This window comes from Nonomuraea maheshkhaliensis (assembly GCF_039529435.1).
GTDB lineage: Bacteria > Actinomycetota > Actinomycetes > Streptosporangiales > Streptosporangiaceae > Nonomuraea > Nonomuraea maheshkhaliensis.
The window spans coordinates 1-20,151 of the sequence record NZ_BAAAMU010000052.1; the positions used below are offsets into that span (position 1 = coordinate 1).

Consider the following 20,151-nt stretch of genomic DNA (forward strand, 5'->3'; position numbering starts at 1 on the left):
ACCACACCCTTCGGCCGCCCCGTCGAACCCGACGTGAACATCACATAAGCCGCGTCCAACCCCGAGACAGCCACCCCCAGCCGCTCACCCGACAGACCCACCGCGTCATCGAGCTCCACCACCTCAGCGCCGCCGAAGTCAGCCCCGGCCTCCGCCACCACCCAACACGCCCCGGCGTCCGCCACCATCAACGCCGCCCGATCCGCCGGCACCTCCGGATCCACCGGCAGATAGGCCGCTCCCGCCTTCAACACCCCCAGCAACGCGACGACCAGATCAACCCCACGCTCCAAACACACCCCCACCACCGACCCCACCCCGGCACCCCGACGAGCCAGCAGTCGAGCCACCCGGTTCGCCCGCGCGTCCAGCTCGGCGAACGACATCTCCACCCCGTCGCCCACCACCGCCACCGCCCCAGGCGACCGCGCGACCCGCGCCTCGAACAACCCTGCCAACGACTCCGCAGGCACCTCCGCAGCCGTGTCGTTCCACTCCTCGACCACCAGCCGCCGTTCCTCGGCGTCGAGGATCTCCAGCCCGCCGACGCCGTCCTCGCCGGTGGCCGTGGCCAGCCACCGCAGCACGCTCAGGTACCGGCGGGACACGTCACCGGCCGCGCTCAGGTCGTGCAGGTCCGGGTTCACGTCCACGTTGACCTGCAGCCCCGACCGCTCGTAGAGGTCGATCCGCACCCCGTTGACGCTGCCGGTGGACAGGTTGTGCGCGGTGACGGCGCGGTCGCCGAAGCGCAGGTCGTAGTCGAACGCCATGACGTTCACCAGCAACCCGCACAGCTCGCCCTCGGCGATCCGCAGGTCGGTGTGCAGGTCCTCGTAGCGGTAGCGCTGGTGCCGCAGTCCCTCCCTGATCGCCTGGGAGGTCTGGCGGAGCAGCCCGGCGATCGTGGTGGTGCCGGGGTCGACGGTGAGGCGCAGCGGCAGGATGTTGGAGGTCATGCCGGGGACCGTCATCTCGCGCTTGCCGGTACGGGCGCGTACGGGGATGCCGACGACGACGTCGCGTTCCCCGGTCATCCGGTGCTGATAGAGGGCGGCGGCGGCGATGGCCAGGCCGGCGAGGCTGGTGCGCAGGCGGCGCGCGGCGGCCTTGAGACCGGCGGCCTCCTCCTGGCCGACGGCGTCGGTGTGCCGGAGCGGGGCGTGCTGGGCGCGGCGGAGCCGGTTCGAGCCGCCGGCCGTCACGATCGGGAGGTCGGCGAGCCGGTCGAGCCAGTACCGGCGGTCCTGCTCCAGGTCGGCGGACTCGCGGTAGGCGCGGTCGGCGTCGAACAGCACGGACACCGGTGCGACGGCCCCGTCCTCGACGGAGCGTCCTTCGAGGAGCGCGGTGTAGAGCTCGGCGGCGCGGGCGGCGATGAGCATGCCGCCCTGGCCGTCCATGGCGCAGTGGTGCACCCACGTGTACCAGTAGGTCAGGTCGTCGGCGAGCTTGATGAGCGCGGTGCCGTACAGCGCGCCGCCGTCGAGGTCGACGGCCTGGCGCAGGTCGGCGCGCATCCAGGCGTCGGCGGCGGCGCGCGGGTCGGGTTCGGCGCTGACGTCCACGACGGGCACCGGGTAGTCGGCCGCGTCGTGCACGTACTGCAGGGGGACGCCGTCGACGACGCGGAAGCGCAGGCGGAACGTCTCGACCTCGTCGGCCCGGCGGCGGGCGGCGCGTTCCAGGAGTTCCAGGTCCACCTCGCCGTGGATCTCCATGTACTCGGCGACGCGGAAGCTCCAGTTGCCGGGCGCGAAGCGCTGGGCGTACCACATGGCGAGCTGGCCGGACATCAGTTCGTGGAGTTCGCCGTGAGCTGCAGCCATTCCCGAGCACCCCAATTCGTTCGACACGCCTGCTGGACGGGCGGCGCCGAGTCCAAACCTTCTCCGGCCGGAAATCCGGTCACGGGCGCGAGCGCAAAGCCGGCCTTCAATGCGATTGATGCGGGATTTACGCGCCGACCACTATGTCCCAGGGCCGAGTTCGGGATCAATGGTGGCGTTCAACTGCTCCGCCGCCGCAGTTGCACGCCCGCGAGCAGGGAGAAAGGCGCGCTTGACGGGCCGAGAAAGGCCCTGACACGGTAAGGCGTCCCGCGTTCCGCCGGGCGCGGGAAAGGATGAAGAATGTGAGGCACCGGCATGCCGGAAATGTCAGCGCCGCCGCATATCGACTTGGTGGATCCCGCACTTTACGCACACGGTGACCCGTTCGCGCAATGGCGTTGGCTGCGCGCGAACGCGCCGGTGCACTGGCAGCCGCCGGCCGAGTTGCCCGGATTCTGGTCGCTGACGCGCTACGACGACGTGCGCACGGCGTACCGGGACGCGGAGACGTTCAGCTCCGCGCAGGGCATCCTGCTGCGCCCGGCCGAGCACGGCGCCGACCCGGGAGGCGGGCGGACGCTGGCGCTGACCGATCCGCCGCGGCACCGCCGGCTGCGGGCGCTCGTGGACGAATGGTTCGCGGTCCGCTCGATCCGGGCGCTGGAGCCGGAGCTGCGCGAGATCACCCGCGGCGTGGTGGACCGGGCGCTCGACCGCGGGAACGTCGACTTCGTGGCCGACGTCGCGGCCCGGGTCCCGCTGTACGTGATCTGCCAGATGATGGGCGTCCCCGAGACGGACTGGGAGCGCCTGTACGAGCTGACCAGCCAGGCGTTCGGCGGCGGCGACCCGCTCACCCGCAGGTTCGCCCACCTGGAGATCCTCGGCTACTTCGAGACCCTGCACGCGGCGAAGGCCGCGGACCCCGGCGACGACCTGGTGAGCGTGCTGGCCACGGCGGAGGTGGACGGCGAGCGGCTCAGCCCGGACGACGTGATCCTCAACTGCGACAACCTGCTGGTGGGCGGCACCGAGAACACGCGGATCGCGGCGGCGGGCGGCATGCTGGCCTTCCTTGAGCGCCCCGGCCAGTGGCAGGCGCTCGCGGCGGACCGGGACCTGCTGCCCTCCGCGGTGGAGGAGGTGCTGCGGTGGACGTCCACCGCGACGCACATCATGCGCACCGCGGTCCGGCCGGTCGAGATCCACGGCCGGACCATCGAGGCCGGGGACAAGGTGGTGTTCTGGCTGCCGTCGGCCAACAGGGACGAGCGCGTCTTCGACGACCCGGACGTGTTCGACGTGCGGCGGCAGCCGAACCGGCACCTGGCGCTGGGCTTCGGCGAGCACTTCTGCCTCGGCAGCGTGCTGGCCAGAGTCGAGCTGCGACTGCTGTACGGCGAGCTGCTCGGCCGGGAGGTGCGCGTCGAGGCGGACGGCGAGCCCGAATTGCTGGACTCGATCGTGGTCAACGGGCCCGGGCGGCTCCCCGTGGCGCTCAAGCGGGCCGGCTGAAGCAGGCGGGTGGGATGGCTCAGTCCGACATGGCGACCAGGACGCGGCGGTCGCCCGTGTAGGGGCGGCGGCCGTGCCCGACGGCGACGTTGTCGATGACCATGAGGTCGCCCTGCTTCCAGTCGACGTCCACGGCCAGCTCCAGCCCCCGATCGTGCACGTGCAGGACGTACTCGTCCGGGATGGGGCTGCCGTCGGCGAGCGTCACCGACTGCGGCAGCTCCTCAGGCGGCAGGATCTGGGCCAGCTCGCGGGCGATGTCGTCGCCGAGCGCGGCCGGATGGAAGTGGTCGGCCTGGTTGAACCAGACCTCCTCGCCGGTGACCGGGTGCCTGATCCAGGCGGGCCGGACGGGGCTCACCATGCGCAGGCCACCGTCGGACGTCCAGTTCCAGGTGAATCGTCCCTCGTCGAGGAACGCCTCGACCTGCTTCCTGTCCTCGGTCTCGAACGTCTGCTTCCAGCTGCGGCCCAGGCCGAACCCGTCGTGCAGGTTCTGCGCGTAGCGGATGCCGCCGGCGAAGGCGTCCCGTACCTTCTCGTCGAGCGACGCGAGCCAGAGCGTGCCGTCCACGACGGGCGTGGCACCGCCGGAGCCCGGGGTGGTGGCGCAGTAGAACAGCAGCCGGCTGGGCCACTTGTGGCTGTAGGACAGCTCGTTGTGCATCGCGATGGTCTGCTCGCTCGGGTACTCGGTGGAGGTGTAGACGTTCCCCGCGGCCACCTTGGTCCGCGGCGACGTGCCGTGCGTGTACGCCAGCCGGTTCGGCAGCAGCAGGTCCATGACCTCGTCCAGCTCCTGCTCGCCCACCTGGAAGTCGCGGAAGACCACGACCTTGGCCCTGGTGAGCAGGTCACCGAAGTCCCCCGCCGCCGCCAGTGCGCGGCGCAGCCCCTCCGCGCCCCGCTCGGGGCCGTCGGGCCGGACCTCGGTCGGCTTCCAGTCGTTGTGCGCACTCATGAAGAAGACCTCATCTCCGCGGCTCATGGTCGGCCACATCCCGGGCGAGTATGCGGGTCGTGTCCCCGCCCGGGCGAGGTCGTTCAAGTGCGGCTGGGCGCCAGTTGGACGGGTGTTCGACGGGCCCGCGCGGCGCGTGCCATGGTGGGCGACATGCCGTTCGTGAGCACCAACGGGATCCAGCTCAGCTACCAGCGTTCGGGCAGCGGTGACCCGGTCCTGCTCATCATGGGCTCGAACGCCGCGGGCCACGTGTGGACCATGCACCAGACGCCGGCGCTGAACGCCGCCGGATACGAGACGATCGTGTTCGACAACCGGGGCATCGCGCCGTCGAGCGCGCCTCCCGGTGACTACACGCTGGCGGACCTGGTGGCCGACACCAAGGGGCTGATCCAGGCCCTGGACATCGGGCCGTGCCGCGTGGTCGGCACCTCGATGGGCGCCATGATCGCGCAGGAGCTGGCCCTGGAGTGCCCCGAACTGGTGCGCTCGGCGGTGCTGATCGCGACGCGGTCGCGCTCCGACGTGACCAGGCGGGCGCTGACGCGGGCCGACCGCGCGCTGCGGGAGAGCGGTGTCGAGCTTCCTCCCGGGTACGAGGCCATGCGCACGGTCCTGGAGATGTTGTCCCCCGTGACGCTGAACGACGACGCGGCCGCCTCCGGCTGGCTGGAGATCTTCGAGCTGACCACGGGCGCGGGGCGCGAGTCGGCGGGCCAGCTCGGCGTGGACACCGTCGGCGACCGGCGGGCCGCCCTGCGCGGCGTCACCGTGCCGTGCCGGGCCATCGCCTTCGCCGACGACCTGATCTGCCCGCCGCACCTGGTGGCCGAGGTGGCCGACGCCATCCCCGACTGCGACCTGGTGGAGCTGCCCGGCTGCGGTCACCTGGGCAATCTGGAACGCCCCGACGCGGTGAACGCCGCGATCATCGAGTTCCTGGACAAGAACTGATCATCCGGCCCCCTGGGCCCTGACGAAGCGGCTCAGGCGCGCGCAGCCCTCAGGGATGAGGGAGGCGGGCAGATAGCTGACGGACAGCCGGATGGCGTGGTCCCCGCCGCCCTGCGGGTAGAAGTACGACATCGGCGTCCAGATGACCCCGAACTCCTCCGCCGACCGGACCAGGGCCTCGTTGCCGGCCGCGAACGGGACCCGCAGCGTCAGGAAGAAGCCGCCCGTGGGCTCGTTCCAGCTCACGCCGAGCTCCTCCGCGTCGGGGAAGCAGGCGGCGAGCTCGCGCAGCGTGACCCGCATCGCCTCGCCGTAGTGGGCGGCCGGGCCGGTGTTGAGCTCCGACGTACGTCCCCGCGCGGCGAGCAGCATGCCGGCCACGACCGCCTGGCTCACGGCAGAGGTGTTCACCGTCACCATGCTCTTGATCTTGGACAGCTCGTCGGCCAGCAGCCCGCCGCCCTCGACCGGCTGGTCGGCCACGGCGTAGCCGACGCGCGCGCCGGGGAAGAGCGTCTTGGAGAACGATCCGAGCTGCACCACGCGGCGCTCGCGGTCGAGCGCCTTGAGCGTGGGCAACTGAGGGCCGGGGCTGACCATCCGGTACGGGCTGTCCTCCAGCAGCAGCACGTCGTGCCGGGCGCACACGCGCAGCAGTTCCTCGCGGGTGCCGAGCGGCATGGTGGCGCCGGACGGGTTGGAGTGGTCGGGCACCACGTAGAAGGCACGGGGACGGCGGCCGCGGGCCCGTTCGGCCAGGATGACCGCCTCCACGTCGGCGCAGCGCAGCCCCTCCGTCCCCTCCTCGACCACGGCCGTGGCCACGTCCAGCAGCCGGGCCGCGCCGGTGATGCCGACGTAGCAGGGGCTGGAGACCAGCAGCACGTCCTCGGGGCCCCTGATGAGGGCGCGGAGCGCGAGCAGCATCGCCTCCTGCGCGCCGACGGTCACGACGATGGACGCGGGCGGCACGTCGATGCCCTCGTCCGCGCGCAGCGAGGCCGCGACCAGCTCACGGATCTGGCCGTTGGTGGGGCCGTACTGGTAGAGGGCGGAGCGGACCTCGGCGGGCGTGGCGCCGCCCCGCTCCAGGTGCTCGACGTAGCGGCGCAGGTGGGTGAAGACGTCCTCGGTGTCGAAGAAGCCGTCGTGGGGGCGGCCGGGGGCGAACGAGAGCGCGTCCGGGTAGCGGTGCGTGATCTCGTTGAGGAAGTTCATGGTGTCGAGCAGCGGGTCGTTCAGGCTGCCGTGCAGGTCGCGCCTGCGCAGCGTGACACCGCCCGCCATTTGCTCGGGAGGCGCCGGCGCGGTCGTCGTCACGGCGGCCGGGAGCTCGGACGGCGCCGCGGCCGGGGACGCGGTGGTGAGCAGGGCCGGGCCGGCGTCGCGAGGGGCCGGGACGCCGGTGAGGAGCATGGCCTCCGTCAGCTCGTCCGTGACGATGCCGAGCACCCCGGCCACGCCGTCGCTCCCGCCCGCGGCCAGCCCGTGCAGCACGGGCCGCCCGAGCAGGACGGCGTCCGCGCCCAGGGCCAGGCAGGCCAGGACGTCGGCGCCACGGCGCACCCCGCCGTCGAGAAGCACGGCACAGCCTCCGCCGAGCGCCGCCGCGATCTCCGGCAGCACGTCGAACGTGGCCGGCGCGCGGTCGAGCTGGCGCCCGCCGTGGTTGGACACCACGACGCCGCCAGCCCCCGCCTCCCTGGCCAGGACCGCGTCCGAGGCGGTCAGCACCCCCTTGACCAGCACGGGAAGCGAGCTGATCGAGCGCAGCCAGGCGACGACCGACCAGTCCAGCGCGGCGTCGAACTCGGCCGCCGCGTGCCCGCCGGGCGAGGAGAAACCGGTGCCGGTCAGGTTCGCCGGCGCCACGCCGGACGGCAGCAGGAAGCCGTTGCGCAGGTCGCGGACCCGGCGCCCCAGCCGGGGCGCGTCGGCGGTCAGCACCAGCGCCTCGAAGCCGGCCGCCTCCGCCCGTTCGACCAGCCGCCGCGTCGTCGTACGGTCGCGGAAGCAGTACACCTGCAGCCACAGCGGCGCGGAGGCGGCCGCGGCGATGTCCTCGAACGTGCGCCCGGCGAAGGTGCTCACCACGAGCGGCGCCCCGGCGCGGGCCGTGGCGACCTCCCCCTCGGGGTGGGCGAGCGTGTGGTAGGCCATGGGCGCGATGCCGATCGGCGCGTCCCACACCCGGCCGAGGATCTCGGTCTTGGTGTGGGGCAGGCCGAGGCCGGTCAGGACGCGGGGGCGCAGCCGTACGTGCTCGAAGGCGGCGACGTTGGCGGCGAGGGTGCGCTCGGCGCCGGCGCCGCCCTCCACGAAGTCCCACACGGCCGGGCCGAGCCGCGCCCGCGCCAGCTCCGCGTAGTCGGCGAGGGTGAGCGGCCAAGCCTGGCCGTGGCCGGTCATCCCGCGCTCAGCCGGTCACGCTGGACGGCCTCGTACAGCGCGCGGATGTTGGAGCTGCCGAACCCCCGCGAGCCCAGCCGCTGGATGAGCTCGTAGAACAGCGTGTTGCGCTCGTAGGGCGAGCGGCTGAAGAGCTGCAGGAGCTGCCCCCACTCGTCGTGGTCGGCCAGCACGTGCGCCTGCCTGAGGTCGCCGAGCGTGAAGGGGCCCTCCTGGAGGCGGTCGGCGAGCGCGTCGTAGTAGGAGGCGGGCGTGGTCAGGAACTCCACGCCGCGCTCGCGGCAGTCGCGCACGGCCGTGATGATGTCGCGGACGAGGAAGGCCAGGTGCTGCACGCCGGGGCCGCCGTTGCGTTCGAGGAACGCGTCGAGCTGCCCGCCGTCCTTGCCCGGGTCCGGCGCGACCAGCGTGAACGTGACCCGCTCCGACGCGCTGCGCACGACGATGGAGTCCATCGCCTGGCCGCCAGTGTCGACGTACTCGGAGGAGTAGCGGGAGAAGCCGAAGGCGTCGCGGTAGTAGTCGGCGTACTCGCCGAGCCTGCCCCCCTCGACGCAGACGGCCACGTGGTCGAGCAGCTCGATGTGGCCTTCCGCGCCGGCGGGGCCGTCCGGGGTGGGCACCCAGTTGCGGCCGGGGGGCGGCACGGCCGAGGGCTCGTCCGCCTGCCTGTGCAGGGTGTGGGTGACGCCGCCGAAGCCGGGGACGACCGTGTTGCCGCGTACGGTCATGACGGGCCCGGCGCCGGCCGCGACCGCGGCGGCTTCGGTGGCGGCGACGTCGTCACAGGTCATGCCGATGTCGGCGATGCCGTCACCATAAGTGTCGAGGAACCTCCAGATCCCGCGGCCGGAGGTGACGACCAGTTGCACGCCGCCCTGCCGCAGCAGCACGGAGCTCCGGTCGACCTCCACGGAATCGGCGACCCGGGTGAAGCCCATGGCTGTGACGAAATAGTCGACGGCTGAGATCTTGTCCTGCGTGAACAGCTCGACGTACGAGATGTCTTGCACAGCCATGGCATACCTCCTGGAGAACCGATGGCCACGTCGTCAATGGGGGTGGGCCGGCAGCCTGCTGGCTACCAGCGCCATTCCTGCTGCTTGAACAGGTGGCCGGCCTTGATGCCACGGTCGGAGCACCATGCGAGGAACTCGTTGATCTGCTTGATCTGGTAGGTGTCCTCGTTGTACGTGGTGGCCATGACGTGGCCGAGCCAGGCCTCCTCGCCCATGGCGTAGATGTAGCCCTCCTTGGCCCCCAGCTCGGTCATGATCGCCCCGGCCTGCTCGGCGTTCGAGCCCGACAGCTTGCGCGAGTCGCTCATCTTCTTGGGGATCGGGATGGTCAGCAGCGCCTGGTAGAGCCAGGTCAGCGGGGCGCCGTCGCACTCCATGCCGAGGAAGGCGTAGTCGGCCGTGCCCAGGTGACCCTTGATGTAGCGGTACAGGGCGGGGTCGATGCCGGAGGAGTCGGCGCCGATGAAGACGTTCCTGCCCGCCAGCTCGGCCCAGTAGGTCGACTTGGCGCGAATGTCCAGGTCGCAGTGCTCGCCGAGGAACGGCGTGGCCGTCACCTTGCCGCCGGGGAAGGGGATCTCGTCGAAGTCGTCCACCTCAAGCACGGGGAAGCCCTGGTGGCTGAGCATCAGCGCCATCGACGGGTCGCACAGGTTGCCGCGCGAGGAGCGCGGGACGACCACGGCGCCGACCCGGCCGCGGAGCTGCAGCAGCGTCTCCAGGACGATGTGGTCCTGGTGGCCGTGCGTGATGAGCACGAGGTCGATGTAGTCGGGCAGGTCGTCCAGGGTGTAGCGGTCGCCGGCGGTGCTGTCCGCGCTGATGAACGGGTCCGTCACGATGGCGGCCTCGGGCGTCTGGAGCACCAGGCAGGCGTGGCCGAAGTAGCGGATCCGGCCGCCGGACTCGATGTGCCGGTCGGGCGACAGGCTGGGCCGGTCGCTGAGCATGCCGGCCAGCCGGGCCGCCTGGGCGTCGTCCAGCTCCAGCGCCTCGCGCAGGTGGCTCAGGGTCGTCGGCCGCACCCGGGCCTTGAACAGCTCCTCCAGGCCGGGGTGGCGGAAGGGGATGGCCAGTTCGAGGACGTCCGGGGACGGCAGTCGCGGGGTGCTGAGGATGAAGGGACGCTCGATGCCGGTCTCGAACGACAGCTGCACCGACTGGCGCGCCTCGGTGTAGGCGTCGCTCTTGTAGACGAGCGGCTCCATGAAGCGCAGTTGCGCCTGGTTGTCGGTGTCGTAGGCCAGCTCGACCAGGCCGGCGAGCTCGGCGGGCAGCTTCGGGTAGAGCGGGGTCAGGTCGAACCCGGTGGCGCTCGCGCGCAGGATCTCCTGCCCGGCCATGACGGCGTCGGCGAAGCGCAGCATGTCGGCGCGGTCGCGCTTGATGCTGTCGAGCAGGTCGCGTACCTCGTCGACGCGGCTCTCCGGGATGTTGATGAAGTAGCCGCCGCGCAGCTCGGGGTTGTTGCTGGCCGCCACGTGCACCTGCGGCGACTGCAGGTACGACTCCAGCAGCGGCACCTGGAGCCGGGCCAGGTTCAGCGCCGCCTGCACCGGCGCGATCGTGTGCGGCCAGGCGAAGAACCTGTCCACCAGCGGTTCGACAATGACCTTGGACTTCAGGAACAGCTGCTCTTCAGCCATCAACGCGCTCCCTCCGAGAGAACCGACATCGTGAACCGGCCCGGGGCGCACGGGTGTGCTGCGCATGTCTCGCGCATGACACAGCGGCGGACCGTGAGAATCGGACGAGTTACCGGGTGATCGGGGTCCCGCACTTCAGGCGCCGGCGATGAAAGAATGACGGGACGGCGCTTTCCGCGGCAAGGTGCGGGCTTGTTGAACACCTGCCCGCCGTTCAACTGAGGCGGCGCGGCAGTTGAACGGCGGAAAAGCATCACGGTAATGCGGTGGTTGAACACACGAAAAACGCGGGCGTATTGACAGAAACGTCATTACGTCCGGACCGCTGTTTTCGCAATGGGGCGCTCGCGCGGTGGCTCATGGCGGCGCCGAACGTCTATGGTCCGGGATCGACCGGGCGCTCCCGAAGCCCGCCGCGTCGTAGTCGTAGAGGAGCGCGCGTGCGTGGTCCTTCCCGGCGGCTGCTGCTCGCACCCGTCACCATCACCGCCACCAAGCCCCTGCTGCCCACGCACGTCAAGGGCTTCCTCTGGGTGGACACGCTCTTCCGGAGCACCCGGCTGGTCCGCGACCTCGAGTACTACTGGAACCCGCGCGCCGCGAACCTGACCGGCCAGACCATCCAGTTCTGGGACCATCTCGACCGCCGGCATCCGGACCTCGACCACGACACGCTGTCCGTCGAGGACCTAGGTCACCTCTACGTACGCTTCCACGCCTCGGGCGACGCCCGCCCGATGGACCGCCTGCGCCACTACACCGAGCGCGTCGAGCGGGAGGGCTGGGTGCACCCGTCCACACGCGCGGCCACCCGCGACTGGCAGCGGCAGCTCGGTCTGCTCGGCGTGCACGACCCCGGCCTGACCGCCGACCGGCCCGCCGCCGCCTCGATCGACGAGACGGTCGAGCTGCTGGTACGGCGGCACCTGTGCGTGGACCACCGCGGGCACGGCGGCCCCGCCTACCTGGACGGCACCCGCTGGGGCATGCCACTGCGCCCGGTGATCGGCGCCGACGGGCACGCCAACTACCTCCTGGTCATCCTGCGGGACCTGCTCCCCCGCCTGACCGAGGGTGACCAGGTGCTGCTCGTCTACGACGACGACCTGGCCCACGACTACGCGCTGCTCGCGCGGGTGCTGGGCGAGCTGGGGGCGCGGCCGTCACGGCTGCCGCTGGGACGGGTGCCGATCGGGCGCGCCGCCCGCTCCAGCCGGTACGGCGGATGGGACGGGCACTCCCTCGGCCAGTTGGCGGAGCTGTGCCTGCGGGAGTTCGACCCGGCCGGGTACCGCCTGGGGATGCGCCTGTACTTCATCGCGATGCTCAAACGCACCGCCACCGAGCCGTTCCGCGCCGACCTGCTGCGTCGCGCCATGAGACGGGCCGCCCGAATGCTGGACGAGACCGGCGGGGCCGGCGTGCCGGGCGGCGACGGCGAGGCGAGCGAGACCGACAAGGCGGGCGACGGGGACGATCTGCCGTCGTACCTGAGTGGATTCGCCGCTCCGGCGGGCTGGATCGACCCGTACCGCCTCACCGACGGCCTGTTCGCCCGGCGACCCTCATCAGCCCTGCTCAGGCAGGTCTACCTGTGACGCATCGACCGACCACCGACCACCGGGAGGGCCATGACCACCGAACGTTCCTTCGCCTCCACCGGGACCGCCACGGGGGACGCCGGAGCTGCGGCCGTGCGCGCGGAAGCGTACCGGCGGCGGGTCCTGCTGGAGAGCGGCAAGGCCCTGGCCTCGCTGGACGACCCGCGCGCCGCCCAGGCATCGGTGCTGGCCGAGCTGCTCGCCACGAACGGCGGCACCGCCTTCGGCCGCGAGCACGGCCTGCCCGCCGTGCGCGACACGGCCGGTTACCGGCGGGCGACGCCGATCCGCGGGCACGAGGAGTTCCGGCCGTGGCTGGAGCGCGTGCACGCCGGTGAGCGGCGGGTGCTGACCAGCGAGGAGCCCACGGCCTTCTTCGCCAGCAGCGGCACGACCGGCGGGGAGAAGAGCATCCCGGTGACGGCCGGGTTCCTGCGCCGCTGCTTCCTGCCGTTCTACTTCGCGGGCTTCGCGCAGCTCGTACGGCATCATCCGGATCTGCCCGCCCGCGACGACGCGGTGCTCAACCTGTGGCAGGACCCCCACTCGCCCACAGGCCGGACCAGCGACGGCCGCCCGCACCTCGGCCCGAGCCAGCTCGACTTCGCCAAGGCGGGCGAGGACCTCGCCGTCGGCCTCGGCAACCGGGCGCCCTGGAGCCGGCTCCCGGCCGAGCTGGGCGACGCCGGCCCGTGGGAACGCGCCTACCTGCGGTTGCGGATGGCGGCCGAGCACGACGTACGGGGGATCATCGCCGTCAACCCGGCCATCGCGGCGGCGCTCCCCCACCAGCTCCGCGAGTGGTGGCCCCGCATGGTCGAGGAGATCAGGAACGGAACGGTCGGCGGCATACCGCTGCGCCCGCCCGCGCCCGGCCGGGCGGCCGACCTCGAACGCGTCGCCGCCCGCCGCGGCACGCTGCGCCCCGCCGATCTCTGGCCCAGGCTGGAGCTCCTCCTGACCTGGAACACCTACGTGTCCCGGCTCTACCTGCCGGCGCTGCGCGAGGAGTACGGTGCGGGGCTGCGGATCCGTCCCGCGCCGATCGGCTCGTCGGAGGGACCGCTGGCCGTCCCCCTGGCCGGACGCCCGTCGGGCGGGGCGCTGATGGTCTCCGGTTGTTTGTACGAGTTCATCCCGGCCGGCGACCGGATCGAGCCGTGGAGCGACACCCTGGAGGCGCACGAGCTCCAGGAGGGCGAGGAGTACCACGTCGTGGTCTCGCACGTCGGCGGCCTGTACCGGTGCGCGGTGCGCGACATCGTGCGGGTGGTCGGGTTCGCCGGGGCGACGCCGATCGTCGAGTACTCCTGCCGCGACGGCCGGGTCTCCGAGGCGGGCGAGCGCGTCCGCGAGTCACACGTGCTGCGCGCGGTCGCGGCGGCCGGCGAGACGACCGGCCTGCCCGTCCACCAGGTGATGTACCGGGCGCACCCGAACGCCGGCCCGCCCCGGCACGAAGCGGCCGTGGCCTTCGCCGCCCCGCCGGCGGACCTCACTCCGTTCCGCGACGCCCTCGACCAGGCCCTGTGCCGTGAGGAGGCCGGCTACGCCACCGCCCGCCGCTCGGGAGCCCTGGCCGCGCCGCTGGTGCACGCGGTGCCGGTGGAGGCGTTCTGGCGGGAGTGGCGGCGCCGGGTCGAGGAGGGCGAAAGGCCCACCAGGGTCAAGGACCGGGTGTTCAGGGACGATCCGGCCGCGTGGCAGCGCGTGCTCTCGTTCGCGGGAGAACGGCGTTGACCGCCGAGCCCCAGGCCGGGCTGCTGCGCGAGACGCCGTACCCGACCCTGCCGGGGCGCGGCCAGTACACCGAACGCGCCCGCAGGGACCTGCTGGCCTGGTTACGAACCACCACGAAGGCCGCGCTGCCGGCCTTGGAGCACGCGACCATCGACCCGCGCACACTCCCGGGCAACCTGGAGAACTACGTCGGCGTGGTCGAGGTCCCCGTCGGCCTGGCGGGGCCGCTGCTGTTCACCGGCCGCCACGCCCAGGGCATGGTGACGGCGCCGCTGGCCACCACCGAGGGCGCCCTGGTCGCCTCGGTCGCGCGCGGCGCCAAGGCGATCACGCTGGCCGGCGGGGTGACCAGCCAGGTCATCTCCCAGCGGATGACCAGGGCGCCGGTGTTCGAGTTCGCCGGGCTGGGTGCGGCGGCCGAGTTCGCCCGCTGGATCGTCACCCGCAAGGCCGACCTGGACCGGCGGGTGGCCGAGGTGTCGGCCCACTCGCGGCTGACGGCGGTCGATCCCGTGCAGCTCGGCCGGGCCGTACACGTGCGCTTCGTGTACGAGACCGCCGACGCGGGCGGCCAGAACATGACCACGGCGGCCACCTGGCGGGCCTGCCAGTGGATCAACGACCGGCTGGCCGTCATGCCGGGGCTCGCGCCGACCTGGTTCGCGATCGAGGCGAACCTGAGCGGCGACAAGAAGTTCACCCATCTGAACATGATCTCAGGGCGCGGCACCCGGGTCGCCGCCGAGTGCGTACTGGACCGTGCGACCCTGCGGCGCGTGCTGAAGAGCACGCCGGAGGCGGTGGACCGGCTCTACCGGCACAGCGTGCTGGCCGGCCAGCAGGCCGGCATGGCGGGTCACGACATCGACGCGGCGAACGTCATCGCGGCCATCTTCGTCGCCACCGGCCAGGACATCGCCAGCGTGTACGAGTCCGGCACCGGCCTGTTCTCCGTGGACGTGTCGGAAGGCGACCTGCGCGCCACGCTCGTCCTGCCCAGCCTGGTCACCGGCGTGGTCGGGGGCGGCACCAGGCTCGTGCGCCAGAGCGACTACCTGGACGTGCTCGGCTGCCGCGGCGAAGGCCACGCCGGCCGGTTCGCGGAGATCATCTGCGGGTTCGCGCTCGCGCTCAACCTGTCCACGATGGCGGCGGTGGCCGGCGGCCAGTTCGCCGACGCGCACGAGCGGCTCGGCCGGAGCCGGCGGGTGAACTGGCTCGGCCGCGACGACCTCGGCGCCCCCATGCTGGGCCCGATGCTGGCCCACGCCCTGGAGGCGCCCGGCCTGGAGGTCACCGACGTCGTCTGGCTCGACCAGGACCCGGGATCGAGCCTCATCACGGAGCTCACCTCCCGATCGGAACGCCGCAAGGTCACGGGAATCCTCCCGGTCCGCGCGGCCTGGAAGTGGGACGGCGGCGACGGCGAGACCGACCTGGTGCTCAAGGTCAAGCCGCTCGACCAGGAGGTCGTCATCGAGGCCGCCAAGCTCGCCTCGCTGTGCGGGGGCCGGGTGGCCGACCTGTATCCGCGCTGGCGCGACTGGACCGGCTTCACCGGCCTGCACACGCGTGAGCTCGCCGTCTACCGTCATCCCGAGCCGGCGTTGCGGGCGGTGCTGCCGCGGGCGTACGGGGTGCACGAGGACGCCGGGCGCGAGGCGTACGTCATCGCCATGGAACGCCTCGGCCCTGACGTGCTGCACCTGGACAGCGCGGACCACCCCGAGCGCTGGCGACCCGCCGACCTCAAGGCGGCCGTACGCGGGATCGCCGCCGTGCACGCCGCCTTCCTCGGCCGCGACGACGAGCTGCGCTCCTGGCTTGCGCCGGTGCAGAGCGCCGAGCGCATGACGTCCATGCGTGAGCTGTGGTCGGCGCTGCTGGAGCACGCCGCGTCCGAACATCCCGAGCTCCTGCCCGCCGCCGCGGCGGACCGGCTCGGCCGGATCATCGAGGAGATCCCGCGGTGGTGGCGCCGGCTGGAGCAGTTGCCCCGCACCCTCGTCCACCACGACTTCAACCCCCGCAACCTGGCCCTGCGCCGCACGGGGTCGGCCCTCTCCCTGGTGGCCTACGACTGGGAGCTCGCCACGCTGCACGTGCCCCAGCGGGACCTGGCGGAGCTGCTGGCCTTCGTCCTTCCCCCCGACGCCGGCGAATCGCAGGTCACCGCCCTCCTCGACCTGCACCGCGAGGCCGTGGGCCACGGAGAGGAGCGTCGGGTCTGGCGCGAGGGTCATCGGCTCGCGCTGTGGGACTTCGCCGTGACCCGGCTGCTGCTGTACGCGATGGTGCACACGCAGCGGGAGCTGCCGTTCCTGCCCCGCGTCGCGGCCACGACCCTACGCCTGATCGCCATCGAGGACGCCGCCGCGGAGCATCCATGACCCCTGACCCTTCCCCAACGCGTACCGTCACCCCCACCCTGACGCCTGCCGCGGGCCCGGTCCGGGTCGCGCTGCTCGGCGTCGACGGCTCCGGCAAGAGCACCTGCGCCCGTCTGCTCGCCCAGCGCTCCTCAGCCGACGGCCCCCACGTCGTCCTGTCCTGCCTGCGCCCGCACGAGAATCCCGGCGGCCCGCTGCACGAGCTGTCCCGGCACCTCGACACCCTGTCCTCCGCCGCCGACCGCCTCGGCAGCCCCGACCTCAAGCTCGCCGTCCTCTACCTGCAGATGTGCACGTACGGAGTGGCCGAGCGCTTCTTCACCGCCCGCCCGGCAGCCGCGATCATCACCGAACGCCACCCCCTCATCGACACGCTCGTCTACCTCCCGCTCTACCGAAACGCCATCACCACGACAATCAAGCCGAATCCCCAGGCCCCCACCCCGAACGGCACGCCCGCCCGGCACGACCGGTCCCCCACCCCAGACCGCGCCGCCACCCTGCGCGAGCAACTCACCCGGCTGCCCGCCCCGGCCGTCCAGGCCGCCCTGGGCTGGTGCCGTACCCTCGCCCCGCGCCACCACGGCCGCGTCCCCCGCCTCGACACCCTGGCCACCGAACTGATCGCCCTCGTGGACCTGCCCCCAGCAGCTTTGATGACCGAACTCACCACCCGATACGCCGTGTCACCCCCCGACGTGGCGATCCTGCTCGACCTCGACCCCGCCGAGGCCGCCCGCCGCGTCAAGGCCCGCGACCGCCGCCCGGAACCCCACGAACGCGCGGACCTGCTCCCCCTCATCCGCGCCGGCTACGACGAGGCACTCAGGACGTTCACCTCGACCAGGATCCACCGCATCGTCGTCGGCCACCGCCCCGCCCACGAGGTGGCCGCCGAGATCGCCAGGACAGCCGGCCTATGACAGCGCCCGAACAGCACCTGCTGCGCACCCACCTGGACGCGAGACTCGCCCGCGTCCGCCACGCCAGATCCCTCCGCGCCACGCTCGACGACCATCCGGCCCCGGCCCAGGACACCGGCGTGATCGCGGTCCTGCGCGCGTTCGACCCCGCCACTTTCGTCACCTCCGCGCACGCCTTCGCCTCCGCCCTCCCCCGGCCGCGGAGCGCCCCTTGGTACGCCGCCTTCACCAGAACGATCTTCCTGGCCGGCGACCCGGCCAACCTGGCCACCCGCCACCCCTTCGACCACCTCTCCCCCGACGGCTCCATCGCCTGGTACGCCCCCGCTCCCCTCTCGTCCCGCGAAGGACTCCGCCGCCTGCTCCGCCCGTTCCGCGGCCCGCACGCCCTCCCCGCCCCGCGAACCCAGCAGATCCTCTTACCGAACCATCCCGCCACACCGACGACGGCCCACCTGGACGTCCCCGTGACGGCGCTCCCGATCGAGGCGTACCTGATCCACGTCAACCACCTGATCGCGGAGGCCACCCTGGACGGCCTCCTCGCCAAGGTCACCCACCTGCGCCTGAACCACGTACCCCACCCCCAGAACCCTGCCACCTCCCACACCCGCATCCGCGTCGCCCCGGACCCCACCGCACCGGACCACCTCCGCCCCCACGCCTACCTGACCATCCCCACCTGACCCCGCCGTCCACGCTCAGGTAACCGCCCCGTAACGATCTCTATGCCATGATCATCCAACAGCTCGGATCTGCGATGGGAGCACGATGATCGCTTTAGCCGGCCGCCTGCTGCGCGCCGTCCTCGCAAGCGGTTTGGCCGCCGCCGTCGCGACCTCCCCGGTCTACGCACAGGAGCGGGCCGCCGCACCCGCAGCCGTCTCGGTCGACTTCACCAAACCGATCCGTACCCTGTCCGCCACCGACTACGGCATCGGCATCACGGGGTACGGCAACCAGTCGTACATCACCAACGACGCCCGGCACCGCGAGCTCATCCGCAGGCTCGGCCCCGGCCGGATGCGCATCGAGCTGCACTACGAGGTGCCCGGCGACCACGACAGCCCGATCGTCTGCGGCGGCTTCTTCTGCGACACCAAGATCACCGGCGACGCCTGGATCACCGCCATCCGCGACCTGGGCGCCGAGCCGGTCATCATCCTGCCGGTGGACGCCCGCCAGAGCGCCGAGGTCAACCGGGACGACGCGGTCGCGCTCTACGAGCACTTCGCGGCCACGGGCAACCCGGTGCGCCGCTTCATCGTGGGGAACGAGACCGACTGCAGCTGCGTGCCGGGCAAGCCGGAGATCCCGGCCGCCGAGTACAGCAGGCGCTTCAACCTGATCGCCGACGCCCTGCGCGCGAAGGACCCGGGCGTGCGGCTCGGTGGCCCCGCCACGTCGTCGAACAAGCTCGACTACCTGCGTACGTTCCTCACCGCGTCGGGCGCCCGCGTCGACTTCCTCGACTACCACGACTACGGCAGCGGCGACGACGCCGTCACCGACGAGCAGCTGCTCGGCCCGGTCATCCGCCAGTACGAGACCGACCTGAAGGAGGTGGCCGCGCTCGCCAGGTCGATCCTCGGCCACGAGATCGACCTGCAGATCGGCGAGTTCAACTCCGACTGGCAGGACGACGACGGGCACCGTACGCTGACGCACTTCAACACGCTGTGGGGCGCCGCGGCGCTCGGCCAGATCCTGCACGCGGGGGCGGCCGCCTACCAGTACGGCGACAAGAACGGCCGGCTCGGCCTGACCAGCACCGACGGCGAGGGCGGAGTGCCGCGCAACGAGCCGCTGCCCATCTACCACGGCATCGGCATGTTCACCGGCGAAGAACTGTTCCGGCCGTTCGGCGCCACGATGGTGACCGCGACGTCCGACGACGACTCCCTGCACGTGTTCGCCTCCGACGGGGCCAAGAACATCGTTCTGGTCAACGTCGGCGACGAGCCGCTGCCCGCCACGCTGTCGTTCACCGGCCTGACCGCCGCCACGGCCGCGGTCTGGCGCAGCACTTCTGACGCGTGGGCCCCGCACCGCGCCGGCTCCGCCACCGTCGCGGGCGGCGCCACCACGCTCACCCTTCCGGCCGCCTCGGTCACGACCCTGGTCGTCGAGGAGGAGGGCCTGAACGCCACCTACTTCGACAACGCCGACCTGACCAACCCCAAGGTGACCCGCGTCGACCCCAACGTCGACTTCGACTGGGGCTCCGCCCCTCCTGACCCGGCCCTGGAGCCGGACACGTTCAGCGTGCGGTGGACGGGCAAGGTGATCGCCGACCGCGCCGAGACGTACACCTTCATCACCACCAGCGACGACGGCGTCCGCCTCTGGGTGGACGGGACGCTGCTCGTGGACAACTGGACCGACCACTCCAAACGGGAGGACACCGGGCAGATCGCCCTGACGGCCGGGGCGCACGACATCAGGATGGAGTTCTACGACGGCGGCTTCGACGCCATCGCCCAGCTCCACTGGTCGAGCCCCAGCATCGTGCGCCAGGTCGTCCCGAAGGAGAAGCTCCGCACCGGAGCGTCCTGACGATCCGGTACGTGAACGGGCCCCGGCGTGAGCTGTTCAGCCGCTCGCGCCGGGGTCACACTGTTGCCGATGACAGACCGCTCCCCCGAGACCACCACCTCGTCGCCGCTTTCGACTCAGCAAAATCCGTGCGGGCGTTCACCCCGAATCCCGCTCTCCTGAGCTCAGCCGCGCAGAGGCCATCAGAGGGAGTCGAGCCGCTTGCTGCCCTTGTCCGTCAGCGACGCCAGATGCACCGCCACGCCGAAGGTGGTGAACCCCTCCCTGGCCGCCCGCGTGAACTCCGTGATCACCGCGTCGGACGGGTATTGCTTGACCAGGACGTCGTAGGCGGCGAATCCGTTGTCGCGGATGGCGGCGAGGACCACGTCCGTGTTCAGCTCAGCGTGTGCCACGATCTCCTCCAGCAGGTCACCTTGCCTTTCACAGTCCCACCAACTCCGGCGGCTGTCACCACCGAGAATCTTCGGCCTTCCCGCGCCCGCAAGTGATCGTCAAGCGCTTCTTAATCCGGCCTCCCTATGGTGCGGACATGCCCAACATCGGTATCCCGGAACTGGTCTTCGCCTTCATCATCCCCGTGGCTGTGCTCTGGATCGTCA

The 20,151-nt window shown here is 71.9% G+C and carries 14 protein-coding genes; 8 read left to right on the forward strand and 6 right to left on the reverse strand.

The annotated features are described in order from the left end of the window. Positions 1-1,829 (reverse strand): condensation domain-containing protein (locus ABFX54_RS30125; protein ID WP_346109942.1); only part of this gene is annotated, 1,829 nt, incomplete at its 3' end. 354 nt (positions 1,830-2,183) lie between these two features. Between ABFX54_RS30125 and ABFX54_RS30130 the strand changes: the two genes are divergently transcribed. Next, a complete protein-coding gene (locus ABFX54_RS30130) occupies positions 2,184-3,347 on the forward strand; it encodes a cytochrome P450 (RefSeq protein WP_346109943.1) in 1,164 nt (387 codons plus the stop codon). A gap of 19 nt (positions 3,348-3,366) precedes the next feature. Here ABFX54_RS30130 and ABFX54_RS30135 read toward each other — a convergent pair whose 3' ends face one another. Beyond that, entirely contained in the window at positions 3,367-4,335 is a 969-nt protein-coding gene (locus ABFX54_RS30135) for a TauD/TfdA family dioxygenase (RefSeq protein WP_346109944.1), read from the reverse strand. 126 nt (positions 4,336-4,461) lie between these two features. On the opposite strand from ABFX54_RS30135, the gene ABFX54_RS30140 reads away from it, so the two are divergent. Beyond that, positions 4,462-5,265 carry an alpha/beta fold hydrolase gene (locus ABFX54_RS30140; protein ID WP_346109945.1) on the forward strand — a complete coding sequence of 268 codons (804 nt, stop codon included), beginning with the start codon at positions 4,462-4,464 and terminating at the stop codon, positions 5,263-5,265. Here ABFX54_RS30140 and ABFX54_RS30145 read toward each other — a convergent pair whose 3' ends face one another. The 3 genes from ABFX54_RS30145 to ABFX54_RS30155 all read right to left on the reverse strand — a co-directional run bounded on the left by ABFX54_RS30145 (position 5,266) and on the right by ABFX54_RS30155 (position 10,339). Then, positions 5,266-7,674, reverse strand: coding sequence for an aminotransferase class I/II-fold pyridoxal phosphate-dependent enzyme (locus ABFX54_RS30145; RefSeq protein WP_346109946.1), 2,409 nt, complete (start codon positions 7,672-7,674; stop codon positions 5,266-5,268). Continuing rightward, entirely contained in the window at positions 7,671-8,693 is a 1,023-nt protein-coding gene (hppD, locus tag ABFX54_RS30150; protein ID WP_346109947.1) for a 4-hydroxyphenylpyruvate dioxygenase, read from the reverse strand. Before hppD ends, ABFX54_RS30145 begins: the two co-directional genes overlap by 4 nt. 62 nt (positions 8,694-8,755) lie before the next feature. Further along, positions 8,756-10,339 carry an MBL fold metallo-hydrolase gene (locus ABFX54_RS30155; RefSeq protein ID WP_346109948.1) on the reverse strand — a complete coding sequence of 528 codons (1,584 nt, stop codon included), beginning with the start codon at positions 10,337-10,339 and terminating at the stop codon, positions 8,756-8,758. Positions 10,340-10,779: 440 nt separating this feature from the next. On the opposite strand from ABFX54_RS30155, the gene ABFX54_RS30160 reads away from it, so the two are divergent. The 6 genes from ABFX54_RS30160 to ABFX54_RS30185 all read left to right on the forward strand — a co-directional run bounded on the left by ABFX54_RS30160 (position 10,780) and on the right by ABFX54_RS30185 (position 19,549). After that, complete coding sequence (locus ABFX54_RS30160) at positions 10,780-11,937, forward strand: hypothetical protein (protein WP_346109949.1); 1,158 nt, start codon at positions 10,780-10,782, stop codon at positions 11,935-11,937. Positions 11,938-11,970: 33 nt separating this feature from the next. Then, on the forward strand, positions 11,971-13,680 hold the full coding sequence (locus tag ABFX54_RS30165; RefSeq protein ID WP_346109950.1) for a GH3 auxin-responsive promoter family protein: 1,710 nt from the start codon (positions 11,971-11,973) through the stop codon (positions 13,678-13,680). Beyond that, the gene (locus tag ABFX54_RS30170; protein ID WP_346109951.1) at positions 13,677-16,070 is read left to right on the forward strand and encodes a hypothetical protein; all 2,394 of its coding nucleotides are present in this window, start codon (positions 13,677-13,679) and stop codon (positions 16,068-16,070) included. The genes ABFX54_RS30165 and ABFX54_RS30170 overlap by 4 nt, the downstream gene beginning before the upstream one ends. Continuing rightward, positions 16,067-16,993 (forward strand): hypothetical protein, encoded by a 927-nt coding sequence (locus ABFX54_RS30175; RefSeq protein ID WP_346109952.1) that lies wholly within the window; start codon positions 16,067-16,069, stop codon positions 16,991-16,993. The genes ABFX54_RS30170 and ABFX54_RS30175 overlap by 4 nt, the downstream gene beginning before the upstream one ends. Then, on the forward strand, positions 16,990-17,679 hold the full coding sequence (locus ABFX54_RS30180) for a DUF6182 family protein (protein WP_346109953.1): 690 nt from the start codon (positions 16,990-16,992) through the stop codon (positions 17,677-17,679). Before ABFX54_RS30175 ends, ABFX54_RS30180 begins: the two co-directional genes overlap by 4 nt. Before the next feature lie 85 nt (positions 17,680-17,764). Next, positions 17,765-19,549: a PA14 domain-containing protein gene (locus ABFX54_RS30185; RefSeq protein ID WP_346109954.1), complete on the forward strand. Its 1,785-nt coding sequence runs from the start codon at positions 17,765-17,767 to the stop codon at positions 19,547-19,549. A gap of 182 nt (positions 19,550-19,731) precedes the next feature. On the opposite strand, the gene ABFX54_RS30190 is transcribed toward ABFX54_RS30185, so the two are convergent. Further along, positions 19,732-19,944: a hypothetical protein gene (locus ABFX54_RS30190; RefSeq protein WP_346109955.1), complete on the reverse strand. Its 213-nt coding sequence runs from the start codon at positions 19,942-19,944 to the stop codon at positions 19,732-19,734. Between the last annotated feature and the right edge of the window lie 207 nt (positions 19,945-20,151).

Excerpts from the sequence above, each read along its gene's own strand:
- ABFX54_RS30135 (WP_346109944.1), bottom strand. The coding sequence starts at position 4,335 with ATGAGCCGCGGAGATGAGGTCTTCTTCATGAGTGCGCACAACGACTGG.
- ABFX54_RS30140 (WP_346109945.1), top strand. The coding sequence starts at position 4,462 with ATGCCGTTCGTGAGCACCAACGGGATCCAGCTCAGCTACCAGCGTTCG.
- ABFX54_RS30145 (WP_346109946.1), bottom strand. The coding sequence starts at position 7,674 with ATGACCGGCCACGGCCAGGCTTGGCCGCTCACCCTCGCCGACTACGCG.
- hppD (WP_346109947.1), bottom strand. The coding sequence starts at position 8,693 with ATGGCTGTGCAAGACATCTCGTACGTCGAGCTGTTCACGCAGGACAAG.
- ABFX54_RS30155 (WP_346109948.1), bottom strand. The coding sequence starts at position 10,339 with ATGGCTGAAGAGCAGCTGTTCCTGAAGTCCAAGGTCATTGTCGAACCG.
- ABFX54_RS30165 (WP_346109950.1), top strand. The coding sequence starts at position 11,971 with ATGACCACCGAACGTTCCTTCGCCTCCACCGGGACCGCCACGGGGGAC.
- ABFX54_RS30175 (WP_346109952.1), top strand. The coding sequence starts at position 16,067 with ATGACCCCTGACCCTTCCCCAACGCGTACCGTCACCCCCACCCTGACG.
- ABFX54_RS30180 (WP_346109953.1), top strand. The coding sequence starts at position 16,990 with ATGACAGCGCCCGAACAGCACCTGCTGCGCACCCACCTGGACGCGAGA.
- ABFX54_RS30185 (WP_346109954.1), top strand. The coding sequence starts at position 17,765 with ATGATCGCTTTAGCCGGCCGCCTGCTGCGCGCCGTCCTCGCAAGCGGT.